A 22,494-nucleotide genomic window follows, 5' to 3' on the forward strand; every position below is an offset into this window, starting at 1 on the left:
AATTTACACTTCTCCCTTCTCGTATTTAGCAAGTTTTTGTTTGAGTTCTTCCACTTCTTTTTGCAGTGCCTTCTTCTCGATATCCTTCATCATGGCATCCAGGCCAGAATCGGGAGCTGCGTGAGCGCCTGCCTTGTCATAGCCGGGATGGTATCCCGGCTGTCCGCCGTTATAAGGGCCATATCCCTGAGGTCCTTGATGAGGAGCCTGTGGTCCGCGGCCGTATTCAGGTCCGCCGGCGTAAGGTCCGCCGTACGGGCCACCCGGCCCGGGACCGAACGGGTTGTACTGGTTAGGCTCCTTGGCAATCACCATTGCTGCGATAAAGTATACGAGGATCGTAGCTCCGCCGCTAAATGGGATACTGATCACCAGCAGAATCCGGAACAGTGTAGAGTCAATGCCGAGAGTCTCGGACAATCCGCCTGCCAGCCCTGTCATTACCTTGTCTCTTGTTGAACGATACAATCGGGTCATACTACTACTCCTTTCTGCCATCATTGTTCAGCTTCTCCTTTAGACGGGCCATTTCTCTTTCGAGTACGGTTGCCACTGTCTCTCCGGCCTGCACCGCATATTCCTGTCCCATCCGGCGCAGGTCGCTCAGGCTCTTGGCTTCAAGCTCCCAGTCGGTCATCTTGTCTTCCAGACGGCCGAACATTTTGGGAACATCCCCGCCGCCATAAGCACCGGCTCTTTGATTCATGCGCTGCTGCAACCGCAGCGACTCCATCCGTGCTGCATAGAACTGGCGTTTGCTGTATACCGTCTGATACTCAATTTTGAGCTCGTTCAGCTGGGTTTCCAGTTCGAAAAGTGATTGCCGGCTCGTCTCCAGCAGCCCGCTGTATTGCTCCAGTTTTTCCTCGTGGATAATCTTCTCCTGCAATGCCAGCTTGGCCAGATGATCTTCGCCTGCCTTGAGTGCGAGGAGCGCCTGCTCTTCACGTTTGTCCCTCATGGCGGTGGCCTGATTCACCTGCTGCTGCAGTTGCTTCGTATGAGAAGCGTACTGCTGGTACAGCCGTTCGGCCTCCCCGATCTCTTCACGGGTTGAATGTAGAAATTGATCAATCAGCTTCACCGGATCTTGGCTCTGCTCCAGACGTTCATTCAAGTTGGCTACGGTGATGTCCCTCATTCTGCGAAAAACACTCATGATTTCCTGCTCCCTCCCTGCTTTTAATAAGTATGGACTGTCTGTATTAGTATGTTCTGCTTTGTTTGCCTCTGAGTACCGAGATGCCCCACGCTACCAGAGCAATACCCAGCAGCGGACCGATAATCCAGGAAAGCTTGGAGATCAGAGACATGACACCGATGAACAGTACCACCCAGCCGATAATCTTGCGTCCGCTCTTAATTCCGTAGTATCCGAGCACAACCAGCACTGCCGGGAACAGGATACCGAAGATTCCTGAAATCAAGTGAGGCAGAATGCCAAGCAGCATTACCGCTCCGATTACAATCAGCGCAATCGCAAGTCCGTTACCTTTGTTTCTTTGCATTTGTTATCACCGCCTTTCGCTGCTCTCTTTCTTATATCCTTATTCTAGGGCAATCCCGCATCTTTCAAAACAGACTGTGGACGGTTTTATGTACTGGACCTTAGTCGGGGATGGTTCAGGACTGGGGCCGTCTGGCAATACCACTTTCGCCGAAAGGCTGCATGCACATGGGATAAAGGCATACCAAAAAGCCGGATGCTCTGTTAGAGTACCGGCTGTTGATGAATATAGGATAAGGTCATTTTCTGGAGAAGGTTTGCGCAGCAAGGCTATCCAGAATTTCCTCACTGAAGAACGGGGCGAGTGGCAGGAGCGCTTTAACGCCTTCTTTTGTAGAAATAGCTACAACCAGTTGGTCTAGTTGTTCGTCGCTTATATATGGAGCGAGAGATACCAGTGCCGCCGAACCTTCCTGCATCAAGACAGTCTCTGCAAGTTCATCCAGCATCTCATCACTAATGAATGGGGCGAATTCCACCAGTGCCTCCAAACCTTCCGTGGCATATACGAGCTTGGCCAGTTCATCTATTGCTTCATCACTGACAAAAGGGGCCAGCTTCAGCAGGGGCTCCACCCCTTCCCTGTCAAACACCTGCTTGGCGCATGAATCGAGAGTCTCCTCGCTCAGGAACGGCGCAAGTGCCAGCAGATCCTCTACAGCGGCCCCGTCCTTCACATGCTCAAATGCTTCACCAATCTGCTCATTATGAAGAATTGGCGCAAGGTCTGAGAGCTCTTGAGCCGTTCCTTCCCCCCGCTCAAAATAATCTGTGCCGCCTTGCTCCAGTACACTCTCGATCATGCGGGAGCTATGTCCTTGTTCTTCTCCGAGGATCTCGCCGATCCCTACACCAAAGATTTCCGCCAGTTCTGGAAGCTTGGAGATATCCGGCATACTGTTGCCTCTCTCCCAATTGCTCACCGCCTGATAACTGATGCCCAGCTTGTCCGCGAGCCCCATTTGAGTCAGACCGGCCAGACCTCTTAATCTAACGATATTCCGGCCAACCTTCAACATATCAAACATACTTACCACTCCTTAGGCTAAGATGCTCTCAGTGTAGCGGCTGCTGCTGCGGTTGTATATCAAGCGCTGCTTGAGTTGCCGCCGGCTGCGGCTTACTACGGAAAACAGTCACCAAAACCACAGCCCCGATAATGATCACGGCAGCGATCAGGGTGTTCAGGGTAAGCTGTTCGCCTACCAGCAGCCAGCCAAGCAGCACAGCGACCACCGGATTAACGAAGGCATAGGTGGAGACGAGGGTAGCATCAGCATTCTTAAGCAGCCAGATATAGGCTGTATAGCCGACAATGGAGCCGAAGGTGATCAGGTAGGCCAGAGCCAGGTAGAATCGCATAGAAATGCCGGAGATATTAAGTGTGGACCAGTCGCCGGTAAAATAAGAGAATATCACCAGCAGCGCGCCTCCTGTTAGCATCTGCGCCGCTGTCGCCATCAAGGGTGAGCCCGGCATGGTCGCGCTTCGGGAGTACATCGACCCTGCTGCCCAGCTTATGGAAGCTGCCAATATGGTAATAATTCCGAACAAATCGGTAGCGGTGCCCGTCTCTCCCTTCCCCGGCTGGAAGACCAATACGGCGATGCCGAGCAATCCAAGTACGATTCCTGCGATGACTCCGGTATTCGGCCGTTTGCCGCCGCGTCCAAGCCAGCCCATCAGCATCATCCAGACAGGCACCGCCGCCACGATGAGCGAAGCGATGGAGGAAGAGACCCTTTGCTCTGCCCAGGCCACAACCCCGTTGCCCCCAAGCAGCAGCAAGGCGCCGACAATCGCGGAGGCGCGCCATTCACGCTTTACAGGACGCTGCGCTCCGCTTGATCTGGAAATAATATAAAGAACATAACTGCCGTAAAAAAGCGGACCCCCGCCATTAAAAAGGGCGGCATCGTCTCAATGGCAATCTTCATGCCGACATAGGTGCCTCCCCAAAATAAATACACAAATAAGAGCGCAATTCCCACTGCGTACACCGGGTTAGCTTGTGCTTTTGACTTCATCACGTATCGTCCCTTCTTCGCCCAAAAATAGATCTGCCGCCGCCCGCTGTCATGATATGAGGTTCGCGCCCGGTAATGGAACAGGCTAAAGCTAAGCCCAATTAGCACCAAGCAGCTACTCCGTCTTCTCTCCCCCCGGCAGCCCGCCGCCGAATACCGTTCCCTCCGCAAGCCCCGACACAAACCGCTGCAGCCAGGCATAATACTCGGCCGCATGCTCCAGCTTCTCCAAATCTCTGAGGCAGGCCTGCCGCTCCTCTTCGGGTATGTCTGCTGCATCGGCCAGTGTCTGGAGGCCCGGGACCGCGGCTTCCATCGCTTCCTGCATCACATCGATCTCCCGCTGAAGCTTCAGGGTGAAGAAGTTGCGGAAGGCCTCGAAGAAGTCTGTCTCCGCTGCGTACAGCTCCTTCCGCTCACGCTTCTCCGGAAGCTTCGTCACCATCCGGGAGGCGATCAGGGAGCGGACGCCGTAGCTCATATTGCTTTTACTCATATTCATAACCTGCTTCATTTCCTCCAGCGTCATCGGCTTGTCCTCGAAGAACATCACTCCGTACAGCTGCCCGAAGGAATAATTCGCTCCATATAAATCCATGGTCTGGGCTATGGCATCGATCACCGGGCCGAGCAGCTGCTCCCGGGGCGAACGGTGCGGATGTTCCTCGCCGAATGCGGCTTGCTTCATCAGGTGGCACCTCATTTTCACATAGAATTCTTCTCTCTACATTACACAATACCGCAGCTTTGCGGCAGTCCTCCTACAAATTTTACACAAATTACGATCGGGCTTTACCTTCGCTTGACCACAAGTCTGCCTCATGAGTGTACAATTTTTTTTGAACAGAGGAGCTGTCCTCTGCATTATACCGCATCAACCAATGTGGATGAAATGGAGAATCCGGACGAAAATGACACGTTCAAAGTTAATCGGCGGTCTCAAACCCGTGCTGTTCACCCTGCCGGCCATGATCCCGTTCGTGCTGTTCTGGCTCGCGCCGCTGCTGTACGTGCTGTATCTCAGCTTCACGGAATGGGACTTTATGAGCCCGGAGAAAACCTTTGTCGGCTGGCAGAATTATACCGATCTGCTCAGTAGCCCCGCTTTTTACAAAGCGCTGAGAGTGACCGTACTCTTCTGTCTCGGGAGTGTGCTGCCGGTGATCCTGCTCGGACTGGGTCTGGCCCTCCTGATGAATAAAAAACTGAAAGGCTCGGCCCTCTATCAGATTCTGCTGTTCTCACCTTGGGTGACGCCAACCGTTGCCGTGTCGATCGTCTGGTCCTGGATCTATCAGCCTGAAGCCGGGCTTGCCAATGCGGTGCTGAATTTCTTCGGCCTGGAATCTATCGGCTGGCTGCAGGACCCCAAATGGGCCTTAATCGGCGTTCTGCTGGTCACGATCTGGAAGTCGGTAGGGTGGGCCATGATCTTCTATCTGGTGGCGCTGCGGAATGTGCCCTCCGATCTGCTGGAAGCCGGGGACCTGGATGGGGCAAGCCCGGTGCAGAAGTTCCTGCGGATTACATGGCCGCTGATCTCGCCGACAACTCTTTTCCTGTTCGTGGTGCAGCTAGTCTCGGCGCTTCAGGCCTACGACCAGATTAATGTGCTGACCCAGGGCGGCCCGTCCGGCTCTACCCGTACTCTGCTCTATCTGTATTATCAGTCCGCCTTCGAATCGTTCCAGATTGGTGAGGCATCTTCTGTAGCTGTCGTCCTGATCCTGATCTGCATGCTGCTGTCCGTCTTCTCGTTCTTTGTCAGCTCGCGGACTACTCATTATCAATAGAAGCTGTACCATCAACCCTTAAGGAGGTCTCACCGTTTTGCGTATGCTCTCATCTCTCGGCGGGCTGGTCCGCCAGATTTTTTTCGCCGTGCTTGCTCTTCTGATGGCCTTCCCGTTCTACTGGATGGTTACCAGCGCCCTCAAAACCAATGATGAAATCTGGCGTTCCCCGCCCACACTCTGGCCCGAGGTGCCGCTGTGGGGCAACTTCGCCGCAGCCTGGAACGAGGCGCCGTTCGCCAGATATATGGGCAACAGTATCTTCGTCGCTGTCTCCATTGTCCTCCTGCAGACAATTAATTCCGGGATGATGGCTTATGCGCTGACGCATATGAAATTCCGCCTGAAGGGCGTTTTTGCCGGAGTGATTCTGTTCGGTTATATGGTGCCTGCAACGGCAGTCTACCTGCCCGGATATCTGGTCCTGTCCGAGCTGCATCTGCTGAACTCCTATGCAGGTCTGATTCTCTCCAACTGTGTGAGTATCTTCTCCATCTTCCTGATCAGGCAAGCCTTCCTGCAAGTCTCGCATGAGCTGGTGGAGGCCGGTGAAGTGGACGGCGCCTCGCATATGCGGATTCTATGGACGATTCTGGTGCCGGTTACCCGCTCCTCGTTCGCCGTGCTGGCGCTGATTACCTTCATTGACCAGTACAACAATTACTTCTGGCCGATGCTCATTACAAAGGACCCCAGTCTGCAGCTGGTCTCGGCCGGTCTGCGCAGCTTCTTCGTGGAAGGAGGTGCTTACGGACTGAAATGGCCGCTCATCATGGCCGCCAGCGCCTTCACGATTGCTCCGCTGCTGCTAGTCTTCCTGCTGGCGCAGAAAACGATAATGCAAAGTGTCAACATGACCGCAGGCTCAAGCAAAGGCTAACATAACACCTAAACTTCAATACCCAAGAGGAGAATGATGATGAACGTATCAAGTGGAAACAGCTTCGCCGACCTTTCAAAGGACGGTACCGTTTCAGCGAGAAATAGAGGGATAATGTATAGCGTGAAACATATGAATTCTTCTATTTTCAAAAGGTTGTCCGCAGTATCCATGATCGCCGGACTTTCCGTACTCACCGCTTGCGGCGGAAATGCCGCTCCTGGCAATGCATCCACTGCGGACGGCGCAGCCGCGGCAGTCCCTGCTGCCAATGCCGCTCCGGCAGGAGGCGCACCGGTCACGATTGAATTCTGGTATGGGCTCGGCGGCAAGCTGGGTGAAAATATGGAATCGCTCATTCAGAAATTCAACGCCTCCCAGCAGGAGGTTGTTGTCAAGGGGATCGTGCAGGGAGATTATACAGAGACCGAACAGAAGCTTCAGGCCGCGATTGCTGCCGGGCAGGTCCCGGCGGTGGTCCTCTCCTCCAATATCGCTTGGGCGCGCAAAGGTTATTACGCCCCGATGGATGAGCTGATTGCCGGGCAGCCGGACTTCAATAAAGAGGATTTCGTCCAGACCTTCCTGAATCAGGGCAAGGTGGACGGCAAGCAGTATTTCCTCCCGATGTATGGATCGACCCAGGTGATGTACTACCGTAAGGATGCTTTTGCGAAAAACGGCATAGACGCCAGCCAGATTAAGACCTGGGAAGACCTCGCTGCGGCCGCGAAAAAGATGACCGTCTCCGAAGGCGGCAAAACCACCTTCTACGGCTGGGAACCGATGTGGGGCTCCGGCAATATGGTTGATGCCGCTCTCAGCAAAGGAGGCAGTATTCTTAGTGAGGACGGCACCAAGGTCACGATTGATTCCCCGGAGTGGATCGACACCTGGGAGTTCTTCCGCAAGTCAATTCATGACGACAAGATCATGCGTATCCACTCCGGCGGGCAAGGCTGGGAGTACTGGTACAAGACGATTGACGATGTGATGAAAGGCCAGGCGGCCGGATACACCGGCTCCAGCGGCGACCAGGGCGACCTTGATTTCAGCGTCGTCTCCGCTATGGAGCAACCGGGCTGGGCCGGAGCCGGCGAAGGCAAACCTGTCGCCGGGGCGAGTATGGCCGGTATTCCTGCCCAAGCCGGAGACGCCGAGAAGCAGGCTGCGATGAAATGGCTGGCCTTCTTCACAAGCTCCGAGAATACCGCGTTCTGGTCCATCCACACCGGATATATTAGCGTCCGCCAGTCTGCGCTGGAAGATCCGGCATTCGTCACCTTCAGTGAGAGCAATCCGCAGATCAAAATTCCGCTGCAGCAGGCGGCTCACGCTTCCGCTCCCTTCCAGGACCCGACAGGCGGCAAGATTAATGACGCGCTGACCATCGCTGCGGACAAGGTACAGATTGAGAATATTCCGGCAGCCGAGGCGCTGAAGGAAGCACAACAGACGGCTCAGGCCGCACTGGATAAGCTGAAATAGAACGGCTGAATACATTTCTATTAATGAAGGGGGACGCTGCATGATCGAGCTTAATACTCCGCAAGGAGACTATCCTGTATCGGCTATCCTGTTCGACAAGGATGGAACATTGCTGCAGTTCGTATCCCTTTGGGGGAGCTGGGCCGAATGCTTCCTGGACCAGTTCAGCCGGAAACTGGAGCAGCGCACTCTCAGCTTCCCTGAGCACCAACGGGCCTCCCTGCTGGGAACGGTTCACGACGCCGCAGGGAAAATCACCGATTATGACCGTAATGGCCCTCTCGCCATGGGCACGATGAACGATCTGTATGCCATTCTGTCCTGGCAGGGATATACTCTTGGACTATCCTGGGCCGAAGCGGTTGAACTGGTGGATGCCTGCCGGAATGCAGCAGATGCGATGCTGGAGCAGAGCCGTCCGGTCCGCCCGCTCCCCGGGCTGGTGCCCTTTCTGGACGCGTGTGCAGCCCAGGGTATACCTATGGCCGTAGTGACTGCCGATGAAACTGCGGCGGCCGAGAGTCATCTACGCTGGCTGGGCATCCGCCAGTATTTCACCGCCGTGATCGGCACCGATCAGGTCGAGCGGGGCAAGCCCTTCCCCGACATGGCACTGCTTGCCTGCGGGCGGCTGGGGGTATCTCCGGCTGAAGCCGCCGTGATCGGCGATACGAACGGAGATATGCGGATGGCGAAGGCAGCGGGTGCTGCCGCAGCCATTGGGATTGCCGGCGGAATCACCGCCGGGCTCACGGCTTCCGCTGCGGCGGAAGGACCGGCCGCACATGCGGGCGGGAGCGGGCTGGCGGCGAGCCGGGTTAGCGCGGCGGCGGCGACGGCGGGTCGCGGACGGGACGATGCTGGCGGGACAGCCGATGCCAGCGGACGCGGGCCTGCTACGGCAGACATGCAGGCTGCCGGGACTCTTTTGCCGGATGCAGATTGTGTAATTTCGTCTTATTCGGAGCTTAGCGTACGAAGGATGGCACGATGAAGGCCGAAGGGACCTTGGCCTGGGTATTTCTTGCCTTGGCTATTGTCTTCGAGCTGTCCGGAACGGTCTCCATGAAGCTGTCTCATGGCCTCACCCGGCCCTGGCCCTCTGTGCTGATGTTCCTATTCTACGGGATCAGCTTCACCTCGCTGAGTGTCGCACTCACCTCCATCAAGGTTGGGGTCGCTTATGCCGTATGGTCGGGGGCGGGTATCCTCCTGATTTCTCTGGCGGGGGCCTTGTTTTTTGAAGAGCGGCTGTCGGGTTCCTCCCTCCTGTGGGTAACTGTGATTGTAGCCGGAATTGTTGGCTTGAACATTAGCGCCAAAGGGCATTAATCTGACTTAGAAAATATTTCAAGGAGGCTTCGCTTGCCTATGAATACATCCGCCACACCCGGCGTTACTGAACCGCTGTTGACGTTCCAGATTATTACCGACACCCATGTCACGGCTGATCCCGAGCATGAGTACAACCAGAACTTCGGACGGGCATTGCAGGATTTGGCCTTTCACGCACAGGGCAGCAGCGGCATCATGCATATTGGAGATATTACGAACAATGGCTTCCCGGAGGAGTATGAGGAGGTTCAGCGTATTCTTGAACAGCATCAGGCCTCACTGCCGCAGATTCGTTACACCCTGGGCAACCATGACGTCGGCCTCGGCCACTGGGAATCCCGGCTTGCGATGTATACTTCCCGCATGGGGATGCCAGGTCCTTATCATGATCACTGGATCGGCGGGTATCATTTCATCTTCCTGGGTACTGAGGAAGGGCTGCAGACATTCTGCAATTTATCCGACGGGCAGCTCCAGTGGCTGGACCGGAAGCTTGGGGAAGGCGCACCAGACATGCCGGAGCCTGACGGACAAAAGCAGCCAGACTCTGGTAAGGCCTCCCTGCCAGATCGGCCCGTCTTCGTCTTCCTGCACCAGCCGCTGAAGGATACCGTAGCCGGTTCGCTGGAAGCTCAGGAGTGGTACGGAGTGACTCAGGATCAGGAGCTGCGCGCCATTCTGTCGCGGCACCCTCAGGCCCTGCTGTTCACCGGGCATACCCACTGGGAGCTGGAGGTCAGCAACACGATGTTTCCCGGCAACGGACAGACGGCTACGATGTTTAACGCTGCTTCTGTAGCCTACCTCTGGACGGATATGGATGAACATAAGAGCGGCAGCCAGGGCTACTATGTGGAAGTGTATACTGACAAGGTGCTTGTACGGGGACGCGATTTCACTACGGGAACCTGGATCGAAGCGGCGCAATATGAGGTGGCGTATCCCGCTTAAACAGCGGAGAGGACGGAACGATTGTGGAAAAGCGCTAGCGTTCGCCTTTGTCTCCGGATTTTTACCGACTAGGGAAATAATTAAAATCTGGAGACAACAGCGATTGTAACAACGGTCCGTTCGCGCAGCGTCCACCCGAGTGCTCGCGTTGATCCTACTCAAAATAAAAAGCTGTCCCAATCAGCCTTTTCATGGCTTTCGGGACAGCTTTTTTTGTTTATCTACTATTTAAAAGCAGGCAGCGCAATATCCGCGTAATTGTCCTCCAGGAACTTCTTCACTTCCGGGCCGCTGATCGCTTTCGCCAGCTTCTGGATGGCATCGGAATCCTTGTTGTCCTCGCGGGCAACGAGAGTAATGGTGAAGGCGGAATCCTCACGCTCGGTGATCAGCGCATCCTTCTTCGGAGTCAGACCCAACGGACTGGCATAGGCCGGAGTCATGGCGACCAAATCCGCATCATCCAGCATCCGGGCCAGCATCAGCAGGTCGACTTCTTCGAACTTGAAGTTCTTCGGATTGGCGGTAATATCGGCTTGCGTAGCCTGAATCCCTATCCCGTCCTTCAGCGTAATCAACCCGGCATCTGCGAACATTTGCAGAGAGCGTCCAATGTTGGAAGGATCATTCGCCATCACGAGTGTTGCTCCCTCTGGCAGATCAGCAATGTTCTTGAAGCGTTTGGAATACCCGCCGTAGATGGCATCATACACAGGCTGAACGGGCACCAGCTTTGCGCCTTTGCTGGCATTGAATTGTTCCATGTACGGTACATGCTGGAAGAAGTTCGCGTCTACCTCTTTGTTCGCCAGCGCTTCGTTCGGCTGCACATTATCGGACAGCACCACGACCTCCATGTCCACGCCCTCTTCCTTCAGAATCGGCTTCACGAGTTCGAGGATATCTGTCATTGGCGGAATCAGCGAGGCTACCTTAATCTTCACAGGCCCGGTAGTGGTTGCCGCCGGTGTTTCTTTCGCTTCTTTGCTGTTGCCGCAGCCTGCAAGTGCAAGCGTCAATACAAGCAATACCAGTGCAAACGTGGTCGTCATTCTTCTTCCTGTTCTTTTCATGATATCTCTCAAGCCCCCATCATTGTATAGTATTTTAGCGTTTGTCGAGCAGTCTGGCTATCGTGCTTCCCGTGAATTGAATGAGCTGCACCAGTACAATCATCACGAGAATGGCGTAGATCATGACCTCGGTCTCGAAGCGCTGGTACCCGTAACGGATGGCGAAATCGCCCACCCCGCCGCCGCCGACAACCCCCATTACAGTTGAAAAAGAAATGAAGCTGATCGTAGACGCAGTAAGTCCCAGTACCAGCCCTGAACGGGCCTCTACATACAGAAACTTGAAGATCATTCCCGGCTTCGAGGCCCCCATCGACAATGCCGCTTCAATCGTTCCCCGCGGAACCTCCAGCAGGGACTGCTCCACCAGCCGTGAATAATACGCAATGGCAACGATGGATAGCGGCACCGTGGCCGCCAGTGTACCGATAGCCGTACCTACCAACAGCCGGGTGAACGGAATCAGCGCCACCACCAGCAGCAGGAACGGAAAGGAACGGACGACATTGACGATGCTGTTCAGCACCAGAGACAGACTTCTATTCTCATATAACTGGCCTTTGCGGCAAAAATACAGCAGGGTCCCCAGCGGAAGCCCCAGCAGCAGCGCAGCACCTATGGAGATTCCCACCATGACAAAGGTCTCTCCGATCGACTGCCACATCTGATCCTGGTATTTCAGCATGCTCTCAAACATGGGGTTCCCCCGTTCTGCCGGTGATCCGCTCCCGGAAGGAGCCTGAATGCGTCCCCGGCGGGAGGAAGCCGCCCTCCCGGCGGGAGAAGGCATCTACGATCTGTCCGCCCTCCATGACGGATACGTCGGAACAGATGCTCCGCACTACGTCCAGCTCATGGGTAACGATCACAATCGTTACGCCCAGTGAAGCATTGATATGGCGCAGCACTTCCAGAATATCCGCCGTCGTGCCCGGATCAAGCGCAGATGTCGGCTCATCGCATAGCAGCAGCTTCGGACTGTTCGCCAGTGCACGGGCAATCGCTACCCGCTGCCGCTGTCCGCCGCTGAGCTGGGCCGGATATTGCCCGGCTTTGTCCGCAAGGCCGACGAATTGCAGACATTCCTCCACCCGCTTCATCCGCCCTGCACGCGGTACTCCGGCAAGCTCCAGGGAGATTGCCACATTCCGGCTGACGGTGGCATTGCCGATCAGATTGAAATGCTGAAAGATCATCCCGATCCTCTGCCGCTGCCGGCGCAGCTCTTTGTCCGGCAGCTCCGTAAGCCGCTGCCCGTCAACCGTAACCGTTCCCTTATCGGGCCGCTCCAGCAGATTCATCAGCCGCAGGAGCGTGGACTTGCCCGCGCCGCTTGCGCCGATAATACCGTGAATGGCACCCGCCCGGACTTCAAGCGATACCTGATCGACAGCCGTATAAGGGCCGTCCTTCAGCATGAAGCTCTTGCTAACCTGACTCAGCGAAAGAATATGAAGCCCTCCCTTACAGACTGCTGGACTTACTCTCTGAATCTCAGGACATATTGTACTATAATTATTTAAAAACTGTTTTATTAAAAATCTCTTTAAATAATAAGGTATTTCTTTCGCTGTGTCATCACTTTTTTCAAAATGATTGCGAAGTCTAGGGAAGTGCAGAGCATTATAAGGATGCTCGGGACCGTATGGGATTATTCCACTTCACTAGATAAGACAGCACAAAAACGGGTGCGGCCCCTGACAGGACTGCACCCGTTTTTATATTTTACATAGACAAGATTATAAGCTCTGAACACTTATTCTTTCACACTGCCGACATTGAGGCCCACTACGAAATACTTCTGCATGAACGGATATACCAGCAGTATCGGTACGGAAGCGACCACCGTGATGGCGGCCCGGATGGAGATTGGCGTGACCATCGCCCGGGCTGAATCCTGATCCATCCCCACCCCGTTGGTTACGGTAGGGTTACCATTGGAGTTCATTGTTGAAGACAGCAGCTTCATCAGCTCATATTGCAGTGTACTCAGATGCTGCTTGGAAGAGGTGTAGATAAAAGCGTCGAACCAGGCGTTCCAGGCTCCGACCGCCACGAACAGTGCAATGGTCGCCAGCACCGGCTTACAGAGCGGGAAGACCACCCGCATGAAGATTTTGAAATCCCCGGCGCCGTCAATTCTGGCTGATTCCATCAGACTCTCCGGGATTGTGCCGATATAGGTGCGGATGACGATCATATTGAACGCGCTGATCATCGATGGAATAACATAGACCCAGAAGCTGTTCAGCAGGCCCAGGTCCTTAATCAGGAAGTAGTTCGGGATCAATCCTGCGCTGAAATACATCGTCAGCACGAAGACTACAGTAATAAACTTACGGAATACATACTCCCTGCGGCTTAAGGTATACGCCAGCATGGTAGTCAGAAAAATGTTAAGCAATGTAGAAACTACAGTACGTGCCACTGAGATCAGGAAAGCATCAAAAATCGTTCCAGTGGCAAAGATCGCCTTGTAATTCTGAACGGTCCATTGTCTTGGCCACAAGTAAATGCCGCCGCGGATCGTATCATTGCCTTGATTGAACGAAACAGCAATCGTATTAATGAATGGATATAAAGTCACAACCACCAGACAGACCATGAAGACCGTATTGAAGGAAGTGAACAAAAACGGTTCAAGTCTGCCGGTGCCCAGATTCTTTTTCACTGTAAAGCCTGCTTGACGCCCAGGGCTAATCTGCCGGTTATCCGCCATTATAACAACCTCTCTTCCCCAAGCCGCTTGGATATCCCGTTAGCCATAAGCAGCAATGTCACGCTGACCACCGTTTTGAATATACCGCCAGCGGTTGCGAGTGAATAATTCCCTTGTGCAAGTCCGTATTTAAGCACGAAAATATCTATCGTCTCGGCCCAGTCTACTACCAGTCCGTTGCCGAGCAGGTACTGCACTTCAAAGCCTGCTTCCAGCACATGTCCAATGGACATAATCATCAGAATAACAATGGTCGCCTTGATGCCAGGCAGGGTTACATGCATCATCTTCTTGTAACGGTTCGCCCCGTCAATCTCGGCGGCTTCATACAGGGCAGGGTCAATGGAAGCGATGGCTGCCAGATAAATAATGGTATTCCAGCCCACTTCCTTCCACACATGTGAAGCCCCTACAATTCCCCAGAAATACTTTCCTTCACTGAGCCACAAAATCGGCTCTTTAATCAGATGCAGCTTCATCAGGACGATATTTACAATCCCGTCATTGATGGACAGCGAGGTGGCCACAATACCGGTAACGATAATCCATGACAGGAAATGGGGCAGATAGGAGATCGTCTGCACGGTTCTTTTCCAGAATACTTTCTTAATCTCATTGAGCAGCAGCGCCAGCACGATGGCTGTCACGAAGCCGAGGATCAGATTGATAACCCCCATAGCCAGCGTATTGCGCAGGACACGAATGAAGTTATCATCGGTGAACAAAAACTTGAACTGCTTCAGCCCCACCCATTCCTGCTCGCCGAAGGACTTGGCCGGTCTGTAGTTCTGGAACGCCATGGTCCAGCCCCACACAGGAACGTAAGCAAAAAGGATAATATAGAGCATTAGAGGCACGGACATCCAGATCAGCTGGTTTTGGTTCTTAATCACGCGCCAGGTAATCGGCTGTTTTTTCTTCTTATTCTTCTTCGGACGCCGGACGACAGTATCTATTTCTAGGGTCTCATCCATATTCGTTGTCTCCTACTCCATCAAATTAATGGAAGGCGGAAGGCCGTCACCCGGCCTTCCACCTTCTCCAACCCGGTACCAGATCTTACGTTATTTACTCCAGTTCTCAATTCTCCACTTAATCTGCTCATTGATCTTGTCTTCGTAAGCCTTCACATTGGCTTTCTCGATCTGTTCCGTATAATCCATCCATACGGAATCGAATTCGGCCGGCTTGGCAAGAATGGCTTTCGGCAGGAACTTGGTCTGCAGCTCATTTAGCTTGGTGCTGGCAATTTTGGCATCCGAGCCTTCGATCAGGTCGATGGACCAGGCAGGGTAATAGACCGGGTTCGGCGGCGGATCACTGAAGAAGTCCACATAGGAGTTGAAGCCATAGGCATCCAGAACTTCTTTATCGTACGGCTTCAGGCCTGCTTTGTATTCTTCCGGCTGCGCAGCGGCATCCGTGGAGTTTCCGTCGCTGTAGCTTCCTTCTGTTTTGGGCAGATACTCAAACAGTGATTTGGCCTTGTTGGCCAGCTGCCATGTAGCATCGGCTGCATCATCACGCTGCTTCTGGGTTCTCATGAATCTGCCGTTCTCAACGATATAATCCTCGCCTTCCACACCCCAGGAGAACAGCTTCTGCCACTTCTCATCCATCAGGGTGTCGAGCAGCTTGATAATCTTCACCGGATCTTTGGCATTAATACTGATGCCGAAGCCGTTGTTCAGGTTAAGCACCGCCAGATCACGGTAGTGATCTTTGGTCGACTCGTCGTATACCAGCGGAAGACCTACATACGTGCGTTCGATTTTATTCTGGGTCGTCAGAGAATCCTCAGCAGCGTTGAAGTTCCAGTGCTGGTCGAACATCCCCAGAACGGTGCCGCTGGACAGCTTCGCCATGTACTGGTCGTAGTTCTGCACGAAGGTCTCTTTGTCGATAATTCCCTTCTCATTCATCTCATTCAGCTTCTGATAGTACTTCTTGGCATAATCCTTGTTCGCAAAAACCTCTGCCACGCCGTCCTTCACAACTACGCCGCCATCATTCGGATGTCCGATCAGATGCTGCGGAGCGTTGAACAGCCCCCAGTTCTTCCAGTCATAGTTCAGAATTTCGAACCCGATGGTCGGGCTGCCGTCAATTTTCGGATACTTGGCTTTATATTGCTCGATCAGGTCAAAGTACTGATCCAGCGTCTTCACCTTCGGATAATTGAATTCCTTCAGCACTGCTTTTTGAATCCAGAAGGCAGGCCCCGAATACCAAGAACTGTTGACCTTACCGTTGTATACGCCGTAGTTAGGCAGGATATAGATATGCCCGTCGTTCGGGTCCTTCATCATGTTCCAGTATTCTGCATAATGCGCTTTCAAATTTGGTGCATGCTTTTCAATCAGGTCTTCCAGCGGGATATAAGCCCCTGCTGCTGTGAGCTTGGTGCTCCCTGTCATAAGGTCCGGATAATCCTGTCCGGCTATCATAACGCCCAGCTTCTGGTTAATGTCTCCTGCCAGGAATTCCATATCGAAGCTGGCTCCGGTCTCCTCTTTAATCTTCTTGTAGATCTTGTTGTCCGGTGTCGGCTGTTGTCCGGCTACACCGATAAATGCACTGACTTTGAACGGTTCAATCTTTCCTCCCTTGTTAGCTGAAGCTGAGTCCGTAGCAGCGGTCTCTTTTGCTGCGCCGGTAGTGGCCGCATTGTTGTTGCCCCCGCCGCAGCCTGACAGTGCGAAGCTAAGGGTTAATAGCGCAACCAGGGAATACTTAAACGACACTTTCGACTTGCCCCCCATAAAGCACCTCCATAGTGTATTGTCTTTAATTTGTAAGCACTTACACAAATAAATTATAGAGGTGAACTGTCCGCTAAAATACGACCGAACTAAAGATATACCCCCGAAAAGTTTAGAACTTGGCATGGCGGTACTCGTTCGGACCCATGTGCATCTCCTTCTCGAACCGTTTCAGAAACTGCCCGTAATTGGCATAACCCACACGTTCGGCAATCTCTGAGAGCTTCAGCCTGCTCCCGCGCAGGAGCTCAGCTGCCGCCTGAATCCGCAGATGATGCAGCTGCTCGTTGAAGGTCATTCCGTTCTTCTTAATCAATAATTGGCCCAGGTATACAGGGTGCAGGAAGAAGATCTCGGCCAGCTTCTGAATGCTCAGGCTCTCCTGATAATGCTCCCCGATGTATTGGTTGATCTCCCGGACAATCCCATGCGACTTAGAATTCTGCTCCTGCACCAGCAGATCGATGGCCTTCCCGCCGCAGGACAACAAGCGGCTGAGCAGCCCGCTAAGCGGGGTCATGGCCTGCTGAATCTCTGAAACCTCAAGGCCGGAGGCTGCCCCGCTCCCCTCACCTGCGGATTCTGCCCCGGGCGCGAGTGCGAATATCCGGTACATAAGGTGGATAACGAATTTGCGCACCACCTCCGGCGCTACCTGCTGTTCCCGGAAGCTGCGGGCAGCAGCCGCAAGCGCCTTGCGGTAGCCATCCGCGTCCAGAAGATTCACGCAGTCCAGCAGGGCATCCATCAGCCCGATGTGGTCATAGTGATAGCTGAAGGGCTTGTCCTGCACCCCGTCGTAAGCCAGAACCCCAGCCCGGTCCGGCTCGTAAAAGAAATGCAGCAAGGTCTCTTGGGCCCGGTTATAGCTGTCCTCGATGGACAGCAAGGAGTCCTCCGGGGTTCCCAGGGCGATATGAACATTCCCTCCCCCATATTCACGCAGCAGCGTATCCAGCGCTTCCGCTATTCCGCCGTCTTCCCCGCTGCCTGCGGGCACTCCATACACAATTCCGAGCAATCCCGCTTCCAGATCGGTCGTCACCAATGCCTTGTACCCGGCCAGCAGGGAGACTGTACGGCTCCGCACCTCTGTATACAACTCCGGGAGCGTCTGGATCAGGCAGACATTCCAGGAAGCACTCTCCCGGAAGCCGGGCAGCGTCTCCAGCCATTCCATCAGCTCGGGATCTCCCTTTTTTCCATACAACAGCCCCTTGATTAAGGTTGCCGCCTCTTCCCCGGAAGCGGTCTCATGGATTCTTCTGCGGTTCGCCTCCTGCTCCAGCTCCAGGCGGATCTCCCGCAGCTCCTCGGTAGCCTCCTCCGGGAAGACCGGCTTCAGCAGATAGTGGTTGATTCCGTAGCTGATTGCCGTGCGGGCATATTCAAACTCGCTGTAGCCGCTCAGAATGACGAACTTAATCGAATCTGTCTCCTCCTGCCGCCACTCCCCGATCATCTCCAGCCCGTTCATCAGCGGCATATGAATATCGGTAATGACCAGATCCGGCTGCAGCTGCTTCATCAGCTTCAGTCCTTCCCGGCCGTTGCCGCAGGTTCCGCACAGCTCGAAGCCCAGCTCCTGCCAATCGATCCACATCTCCATACCTTCAAGAGCGCTCGGCTCGTCGTCGATTAACAATACTTTATATTTCATGGTCTATACCTCTCTTTCCAGGGAATAATTCTTCTCAAGAAGCTTCAGGGGAATGCCAAAGGTCACTACGGTTCCCTGATCCGGCGTACTGGATATCTCGAAGCGCACCTGATCCGCGTAATTCAGCTCCAGCCTGCGGTATACATTGCGGATACCGATGTTGGTCCCGGAGTAATCCTCCTTGCGGACCGCGAACATCAGCTCCTTCAGCTTCTCGGGTTCCATGCCTTTACCGTTGTCGGATACTGTAATCTGCAGCCTGTTATCCAGCACGGCCGCAGCCACCTTGATCACCCCCAGCCCCTCAATCGTCTGCAGGCCATGCTTGCAGGAATTCTCCACCAGCGGCTGCATGCTCAGCTTCGGAATTTTATAATCCAGGGACTGCTCGTCAATCTCGAAGGTGTAGTCGAATTTATCCCTGAACCTGAATTTCTCAATCCTCAGATACATGTCGATAAATGCGATCTCCTCGCGCACCGACACCAGATCCTCCTTCCAGCTCAGCAGTCTGCGCAGCAGCTTCGACAAGCTTTTCACAATATCGGTGACATCGTTATACTTGTTCTTCGTGCAGACCACCAGAATCGCATTCAGCGTATTGAACAGGAAGTGGGGGTTCATCTGGCTCTGCAGGAAATTCAGCTCCGCCCTGACGCGCTCCATCTCCAGGTTCTTGCTCTGGATCTCCAGCTTGTACACATCGTTGATCAGGGAGTGGATTCTGGAGGTCATGCGGTTAAAGTTGCGGATCAGTCCGCCGATCTCATCCCGGCCCTCATCAATGGCAATCAGCTCGAACTTCTCGTTCGTCACCTTCTGCATATGCCGGGACAGGCGTTTCACCCGGTAGTTATAGGAGCGCAGCATGATGTATATGAATCCGCTGGTCAACACGGTGAGCGTTGTCGCCAGTCCCGCCGCATACAGCCGGATATCGAGAATCGCCTGGGAGATCCGCTCGCCCTGCGTAATTCCGACAATCCGCCAGCCTTTGAGATAATTCGCCGTGCCTACAGCCATTACCCGCACCCCCTCACTCTCGTCCTGGCTGTCGCCCCACTGATCGAATACCGGATAGGGATCATCCGTAATGTGCTGATATCCGCTGTCCGCGGACATCACAATCTTGTTCTCCCCATTGATCAGATAGAGGCTCAGGTAATCCCGTTCCCGGACGATAATGTCATAGATCTCACTAAGGTCCAGATCGATCCGCAGCACCTTCTCATAGTTGTTCAGATTACGGTAATTGTCCATGGTCTCGATAATGCTGAGCGTAGGGGTGGAGGAGGCCAGGTTCTTGTTCTCCATGATCCGGTAAGCGGCAACATACACCTGGGTGGTGGCTTTCTTGGCCTGCCGGTACCAGTCGCTGAACCAGACTTTATCGTTCATCACCTGGTAATTGCCCCCGGATACAACCGTCTGGTTGTTCGTGAATATACTGATTCGTTCCAGTTGGTTGTTGACAGGCATATAGCTGTTCATCCGGTCTCTCAGCTGTTCGTTGAACATGCTGTAGAACTCGATAGAGTCCGTATAGGTCCGGTCCAGCATCTCGTACAGGTTCTTATCCGCAGCCAGCGTATAGCCGACAGAGACCCCCCCTTCAATAAAATCATGGATATCCTTCCGCGCCCGCTCCATGGAGATCTCCAGATTCTGCTGCTCCCTCGATTTGATGAGATCCGTGATCCGCTCCAGAAACACAAGATTGAGCACCATGATCGGCAGAAGCACACCCACAATGTAGATGAGATAGAACTTGTAGCTAAGCGGAATATCATTGACGATCGTGCCGAATTTAAACCGTTTTGTCGCCATCCCTCACACACACCCGGCTTTCTTAAGATTTCGGGGTCCCCGCACAGTACCTGAGTAACCTTCGAAGCCACAGCCCCCCTTTGTGGGGTTATTTTAGAGCTGTTTATTCTTGTGGGCATTCTTATACACCGAAGGCGATGAACCCACCTTGCCCTTGAACTTGTCGATGAAATAATCGGTATTGGAAAAGCCAACCTGCACCGCGATATCCGATATCTTGAGCTGGGTACGCTTGAGCAGGCTCTTGGCCGCTTCGATCCGCTTGTCATTCAGATAATCGCTGAAGCTGCGCCCCGTCTCCTTGCGGAACAGCTGGCCCAGATAGGCCGAATTCATATGAAACTGCCTGGCAAGATCCTGGAGCTGCAGCTTGCTGCGGAATTCCAGATCAACGTATTGAATCACATTATAGATGGTGTTCCCCTCGTTATGGGCCCGCAGCTCGGTGAGATACGCCGCTGTCTCCAGGCAGAGCCGATCCACATACAGGCTGAGCTTGTAATAGTCGGTGAGTCCGCCCAGGTTACCGTACTCCTTGTGCATCGCACACATGATCCGGTCGGGGTCTCCCTGCATCTCGGTAATGCTTCGGCAAAAGGTCATCTCCAGATGAGCAACCTCGGCCTGGGCGGCATCGATATTCACCCGCTTGGAGGTCATGGCGGCGAAGGCCTCCCTGACAGCGGCCCGGATTCGCTCAGGTTCGCCTTCCTTAACCTCATCCAGCACACGCGTGAAGTGCCCGCTCACGAATTCGGGAGACAGCCCGGCCGGCCGCAGATCGTTGTAGTAGAAAATCCCGCCCCGCTCCTTCCGGTATTTAAGCCCCCAGACCTCCAGGGTCTGGGTGTACAGCTCCTGAAGGGAACGCAGACCGGTTCCCCGGCCGCTGATCATTACAGCCACCGGTACCCCCAGCTTCTCTGACTGCACCTTCTGCACCTGAGCGGCTGCTGCCTCCAGCGCTTCCGTGGACAGTCCGGCTGAGCGGACCAGGAGCCCGGCCCTTCCGGCCGGGTCCTGGAACACATAGCCGAGGTGATCCGGGAAGCCTTCGGTATCGCCTTCGTTCAAGCCCACCGTGCCTGAAATGGCAGCGGCCAGAATGCACTGCAGCTCCGTATCAGGTTGTAGTCCCAGCAGGCCGCAGGCCGCGCTTTCCAGTTCCTCACTCCAATCCCCTTGGAGGCAACGGCTGAGCAGATTATGTATTAGGATGTTCTGCTTCTTCTGCCCCTCTAATCTGGAAGCGGTTTCATTTTGGATAATAGCACTGATTTTCCCCAGCAGCTCCTCGATCTCCTCATCATCCACCGGCTTCAGCAGATAGCCGTCCACCTTATGGCGCAGCGCGGTCCGGGCATAGTTGAAGTCATCATACCCGCTCAGGATCACGAACCGGGGCGGCGGGTCCACCGCTTCCTTCACCGCCGCAATCAGCTCCAGACCGCTCATCACCGGAAGATTGATATCCGTCAGCAGCAGATCCGGCCTGTGCTCCCGGATCAGCCGCAGGGCCTCCCCCGCGCTAAGCGCTTCGGCGCATACCTCGAATCCGGATTTCTCCCAGTCCACCATAGTCCTGAGTCCTTCCAGAACCCAAGGTTCATCGTCCACAATCATGACTTTCAGCATGAGCTCCGCTCCTATCTTGGTCATCCAAATTTGGTAAACAAATGAATTACAAGTAATGCTAACATACAAGTTCAATCCTGTGAATGTTAACTTGAGCGGATATCTGACCCATATCTATATCAGATGCACTTCAGATTTGAACTCGATGCATGGTCGTTGCTGCGGTGAACATTTGGACTTCCGGCCGCTGTTGTATTTGGATTTCCTTATGGGAACCGCTCCTAGCGGTAGAAATCCAAATACAAAGGCGGTCGCTACCGCTCCTACAGCTCCAAATTTCCCCTCCGCTTATTTTTGCTTTTTGTTCCATTTCTTCAGTTCTTCTTGTCTACATTTATTCAGTACAAACAGGGAAGGCCACAGCTATTGTCGTATGGCTGTGGTCTTCCCTGTTCTTTTCAGCACTTAAACTTATCGTGCACTAGAATATTGATCAGGCAGGTACTGTGGATCGATTCGTAGGGTACAAACCGATTACTCAGTTTCTAACACGAATCTTTTTATTACTGTATCTCCATCAAATACATAAATTCTTTCACAATTCGCACATCTCCAAACTTCATATTTGGGAGTTGGTATAGTTACTGGGTCGCTTAAATCTCCCAGATTTATAATGTCGTCCCAGTCTTTATCTGTATACACTCTTAGTTCAACATCATTAGGGGATAAAGAATTCGATAAAGTTACACCACATTTACATTGTAACCTCGCCATAGACATCCTTCCTTTAGGATATTAGCTAATTCCTTCATTCGTCCAAATTTCTACTTTATCGGGAAATTGTTCCGTTAGTATCACCATTCCAAAACCTTACATTTTTTCGGTTGATAAGGAGTG

At 53.6% G+C, this 22,494-nt stretch carries 21 protein-coding genes and 1 pseudogene; 6 read left to right on the top strand and 16 right to left on the bottom strand.

Annotation, left to right across the window (positions count from 1 at the left end; translation table 11 throughout):
* Positions 1-3: 3 nt before the first annotated feature.
* The 7 genes and pseudogenes from MHH28_RS17335 to MHH28_RS17365 form a co-directional block, all read right to left on the bottom strand.
* Positions 4-477: a PspC domain-containing protein gene (locus MHH28_RS17335; RefSeq protein WP_405104306.1), complete on the bottom strand. Its 474-nt coding sequence runs from the start codon at positions 475-477 to the stop codon at positions 4-6.
* A 4-nt stretch (positions 478-481) separates the two neighbouring features.
* A complete protein-coding gene (locus MHH28_RS17340; RefSeq protein ID WP_405104307.1) occupies positions 482-1,159 on the bottom strand; it encodes a PspA/IM30 family protein in 678 nt (225 codons plus the stop codon).
* Between the two features lie 46 nt (positions 1,160-1,205).
* Positions 1,206-1,508, bottom strand: a complete 303-nt coding sequence (locus tag MHH28_RS17345) for a LiaF transmembrane domain-containing protein (protein ID WP_405104308.1) — start codon at positions 1,506-1,508, stop codon at positions 1,206-1,208.
* Between the two features lie 238 nt (positions 1,509-1,746).
* The gene (locus MHH28_RS17350; protein WP_405104309.1) at positions 1,747-2,535 is read right to left on the bottom strand and encodes a helix-turn-helix domain-containing protein; all 789 of its coding nucleotides are present in this window, start codon (positions 2,533-2,535) and stop codon (positions 1,747-1,749) included.
* Positions 2,536-2,563: 28 nt separating this feature from the next.
* A complete protein-coding gene (locus tag MHH28_RS17355; protein ID WP_405117151.1) occupies positions 2,564-3,007 on the bottom strand; it encodes an EamA family transporter in 444 nt (147 codons plus the stop codon).
* A gap of 153 nt (positions 3,008-3,160) precedes the next feature.
* Positions 3,161-3,750 (bottom strand): annotated as a pseudogene (locus MHH28_RS17360) (EamA family transporter); the annotation flags it as partial.
* The gene (locus MHH28_RS17365) at positions 3,650-4,222 is read right to left on the bottom strand and encodes a GbsR/MarR family transcriptional regulator (protein ID WP_405104310.1); all 573 of its coding nucleotides are present in this window, start codon (positions 4,220-4,222) and stop codon (positions 3,650-3,652) included. The pseudogene MHH28_RS17360 and the gene MHH28_RS17365, both read right to left, overlap by 101 nt.
* Positions 4,223-4,445: 223 nt before the next feature.
* On the opposite strand from MHH28_RS17365, the gene MHH28_RS17370 reads away from it, so the two are divergent.
* The 6 genes from MHH28_RS17370 (at position 4,446) to MHH28_RS17395 (ending at position 9,981) form a co-directional block, all read left to right on the top strand.
* Positions 4,446-5,327, top strand: coding sequence for a carbohydrate ABC transporter permease (locus MHH28_RS17370; protein WP_405104311.1), 882 nt, complete (start codon positions 4,446-4,448; stop codon positions 5,325-5,327).
* A 43-nt stretch (positions 5,328-5,370) separates the two neighbouring features.
* The gene (locus MHH28_RS17375) at positions 5,371-6,207 is read left to right on the top strand and encodes a carbohydrate ABC transporter permease (protein ID WP_405117152.1); all 837 of its coding nucleotides are present in this window, start codon (positions 5,371-5,373) and stop codon (positions 6,205-6,207) included.
* Positions 6,208-6,321: 114 nt separating this feature from the next.
* On the top strand, positions 6,322-7,695 hold the full coding sequence (locus tag MHH28_RS17380; RefSeq protein WP_405104312.1) for an ABC transporter substrate-binding protein: 1,374 nt from the start codon (positions 6,322-6,324) through the stop codon (positions 7,693-7,695).
* 40 nt (positions 7,696-7,735) lie between these two features.
* Positions 7,736-8,689, top strand: a complete 954-nt coding sequence (locus tag MHH28_RS17385; RefSeq protein WP_405104313.1) for an HAD family hydrolase — start codon at positions 7,736-7,738, stop codon at positions 8,687-8,689.
* Positions 8,686-9,027: a DMT family transporter gene (locus MHH28_RS17390; RefSeq protein WP_405104314.1), complete on the top strand. Its 342-nt coding sequence runs from the start codon at positions 8,686-8,688 to the stop codon at positions 9,025-9,027. Before MHH28_RS17385 ends, MHH28_RS17390 begins: the two co-directional genes overlap by 4 nt.
* A gap of 39 nt (positions 9,028-9,066) precedes the next feature.
* On the top strand, positions 9,067-9,981 hold the full coding sequence (locus tag MHH28_RS17395; RefSeq protein ID WP_405104315.1) for a metallophosphoesterase family protein: 915 nt from the start codon (positions 9,067-9,069) through the stop codon (positions 9,979-9,981).
* Between the two features lie 224 nt (positions 9,982-10,205).
* On the opposite strand, the gene MHH28_RS17400 is transcribed toward MHH28_RS17395, so the two are convergent.
* From MHH28_RS17400 to MHH28_RS17440, 9 genes are all read right to left on the bottom strand, one after another.
* Complete coding sequence (locus MHH28_RS17400; RefSeq protein WP_405117154.1) at positions 10,206-11,033, bottom strand: MetQ/NlpA family ABC transporter substrate-binding protein; 828 nt, start codon at positions 11,031-11,033, stop codon at positions 10,206-10,208.
* 55 nt (positions 11,034-11,088) lie between these two features.
* On the bottom strand, positions 11,089-11,751 hold the full coding sequence (locus tag MHH28_RS17405) for a methionine ABC transporter permease (RefSeq protein ID WP_405104316.1): 663 nt from the start codon (positions 11,749-11,751) through the stop codon (positions 11,089-11,091).
* Positions 11,744-12,505 carry a methionine ABC transporter ATP-binding protein gene (locus MHH28_RS17410; protein WP_405117156.1) on the bottom strand — a complete coding sequence of 254 codons (762 nt, stop codon included), beginning with the start codon at positions 12,503-12,505 and terminating at the stop codon, positions 11,744-11,746. Before MHH28_RS17410 ends, MHH28_RS17405 begins: the two co-directional genes overlap by 8 nt.
* 305 nt (positions 12,506-12,810) lie before the next feature.
* Positions 12,811-13,773, bottom strand: a complete 963-nt coding sequence (locus MHH28_RS17415; protein WP_405104317.1) for a carbohydrate ABC transporter permease — start codon at positions 13,771-13,773, stop codon at positions 12,811-12,813.
* Complete coding sequence (locus tag MHH28_RS17420) at positions 13,773-14,747, bottom strand: ABC transporter permease (protein WP_405104318.1); 975 nt, start codon at positions 14,745-14,747, stop codon at positions 13,773-13,775. The genes MHH28_RS17415 and MHH28_RS17420 overlap by 1 nt, the downstream gene beginning before the upstream one ends.
* Positions 14,748-14,837: 90 nt before the next feature.
* Entirely contained in the window at positions 14,838-16,535 is a 1,698-nt protein-coding gene (locus MHH28_RS17425) for a sugar ABC transporter substrate-binding protein (RefSeq protein WP_405104319.1), read from the bottom strand.
* A gap of 112 nt (positions 16,536-16,647) precedes the next feature.
* The gene (locus MHH28_RS17430; protein WP_405104320.1) at positions 16,648-18,195 is read right to left on the bottom strand and encodes a response regulator; all 1,548 of its coding nucleotides are present in this window, start codon (positions 18,193-18,195) and stop codon (positions 16,648-16,650) included.
* 3 nt (positions 18,196-18,198) lie between these two features.
* The gene (locus MHH28_RS17435) at positions 18,199-20,022 is read right to left on the bottom strand and encodes a sensor histidine kinase (protein WP_405104321.1); all 1,824 of its coding nucleotides are present in this window, start codon (positions 20,020-20,022) and stop codon (positions 18,199-18,201) included.
* Between the two features lie 93 nt (positions 20,023-20,115).
* The gene (locus MHH28_RS17440; RefSeq protein WP_405104322.1) at positions 20,116-21,657 is read right to left on the bottom strand and encodes a response regulator; all 1,542 of its coding nucleotides are present in this window, start codon (positions 21,655-21,657) and stop codon (positions 20,116-20,118) included.
* Positions 21,658-22,494: the final 837 nt, after the last annotated feature.

It is taken from the genome of Paenibacillus sp. FSL K6-1217 (assembly GCF_045040735.1).
Classification (GTDB): domain Bacteria; phylum Bacillota; class Bacilli; order Paenibacillales; family Paenibacillaceae; genus Paenibacillus_AQ.

Coding starts and splice junctions, on each gene's coding strand:
- MHH28_RS17370 (WP_405104311.1), top strand. CDS start 4,446: ATGACACGTTCAAAGTTAATCGGCGGTCTCAAACCCGTGCTGTTCACC.
- MHH28_RS17400 (WP_405117154.1), bottom strand. CDS start 11,033: ATGACGACCACGTTTGCACTGGTATTGCTTGTATTGACGCTTGCACTT.
- MHH28_RS17405 (WP_405104316.1), bottom strand. CDS start 11,751: ATGTTTGAGAGCATGCTGAAATACCAGGATCAGATGTGGCAGTCGATC.
- MHH28_RS17435 (WP_405104321.1), bottom strand. CDS start 20,022: ATGGCGACAAAACGGTTTAAATTCGGCACGATCGTCAATGATATTCCG.
- MHH28_RS17415 (WP_405104317.1), bottom strand. CDS start 13,773: ATGGCGGATAACCGGCAGATTAGCCCTGGGCGTCAAGCAGGCTTTACA.
- MHH28_RS17420 (WP_405104318.1), bottom strand. CDS start 14,747: ATGGATGAGACCCTAGAAATAGATACTGTCGTCCGGCGTCCGAAGAAG.
- MHH28_RS17395 (WP_405104315.1), top strand. CDS start 9,067: ATGAATACATCCGCCACACCCGGCGTTACTGAACCGCTGTTGACGTTC.
- MHH28_RS17340 (WP_405104307.1), bottom strand. CDS start 1,159: ATGAGTGTTTTTCGCAGAATGAGGGACATCACCGTAGCCAACTTGAAT.
- MHH28_RS17375 (WP_405117152.1), top strand. CDS start 5,371: ATGCTCTCATCTCTCGGCGGGCTGGTCCGCCAGATTTTTTTCGCCGTG.
- MHH28_RS17390 (WP_405104314.1), top strand. CDS start 8,686: ATGAAGGCCGAAGGGACCTTGGCCTGGGTATTTCTTGCCTTGGCTATT.
- MHH28_RS17430 (WP_405104320.1), bottom strand. CDS start 18,195: ATGAAATATAAAGTATTGTTAATCGACGACGAGCCGAGCGCTCTTGAA.
- MHH28_RS17425 (WP_405104319.1), bottom strand. CDS start 16,535: ATGGGGGGCAAGTCGAAAGTGTCGTTTAAGTATTCCCTGGTTGCGCTA.
- MHH28_RS17365 (WP_405104310.1), bottom strand. CDS start 4,222: ATGAAGCAAGCCGCATTCGGCGAGGAACATCCGCACCGTTCGCCCCGG.
- MHH28_RS17440 (WP_405104322.1), bottom strand. CDS start 21,657: ATGCTGAAAGTCATGATTGTGGACGATGAACCTTGGGTTCTGGAAGGA.
- MHH28_RS17380 (WP_405104312.1), top strand. CDS start 6,322: ATGTATAGCGTGAAACATATGAATTCTTCTATTTTCAAAAGGTTGTCC.
- MHH28_RS17345 (WP_405104308.1), bottom strand. CDS start 1,508: ATGCAAAGAAACAAAGGTAACGGACTTGCGATTGCGCTGATTGTAATC.
- MHH28_RS17335 (WP_405104306.1), bottom strand. CDS start 477: ATGACCCGATTGTATCGTTCAACAAGAGACAAGGTAATGACAGGGCTG.
- MHH28_RS17355 (WP_405117151.1), bottom strand. CDS start 3,007: ATGTACTCCCGAAGCGCGACCATGCCGGGCTCACCCTTGATGGCGACA.
- MHH28_RS17385 (WP_405104313.1), top strand. CDS start 7,736: ATGATCGAGCTTAATACTCCGCAAGGAGACTATCCTGTATCGGCTATC.
- MHH28_RS17350 (WP_405104309.1), bottom strand. CDS start 2,535: ATGTTTGATATGTTGAAGGTTGGCCGGAATATCGTTAGATTAAGAGGT.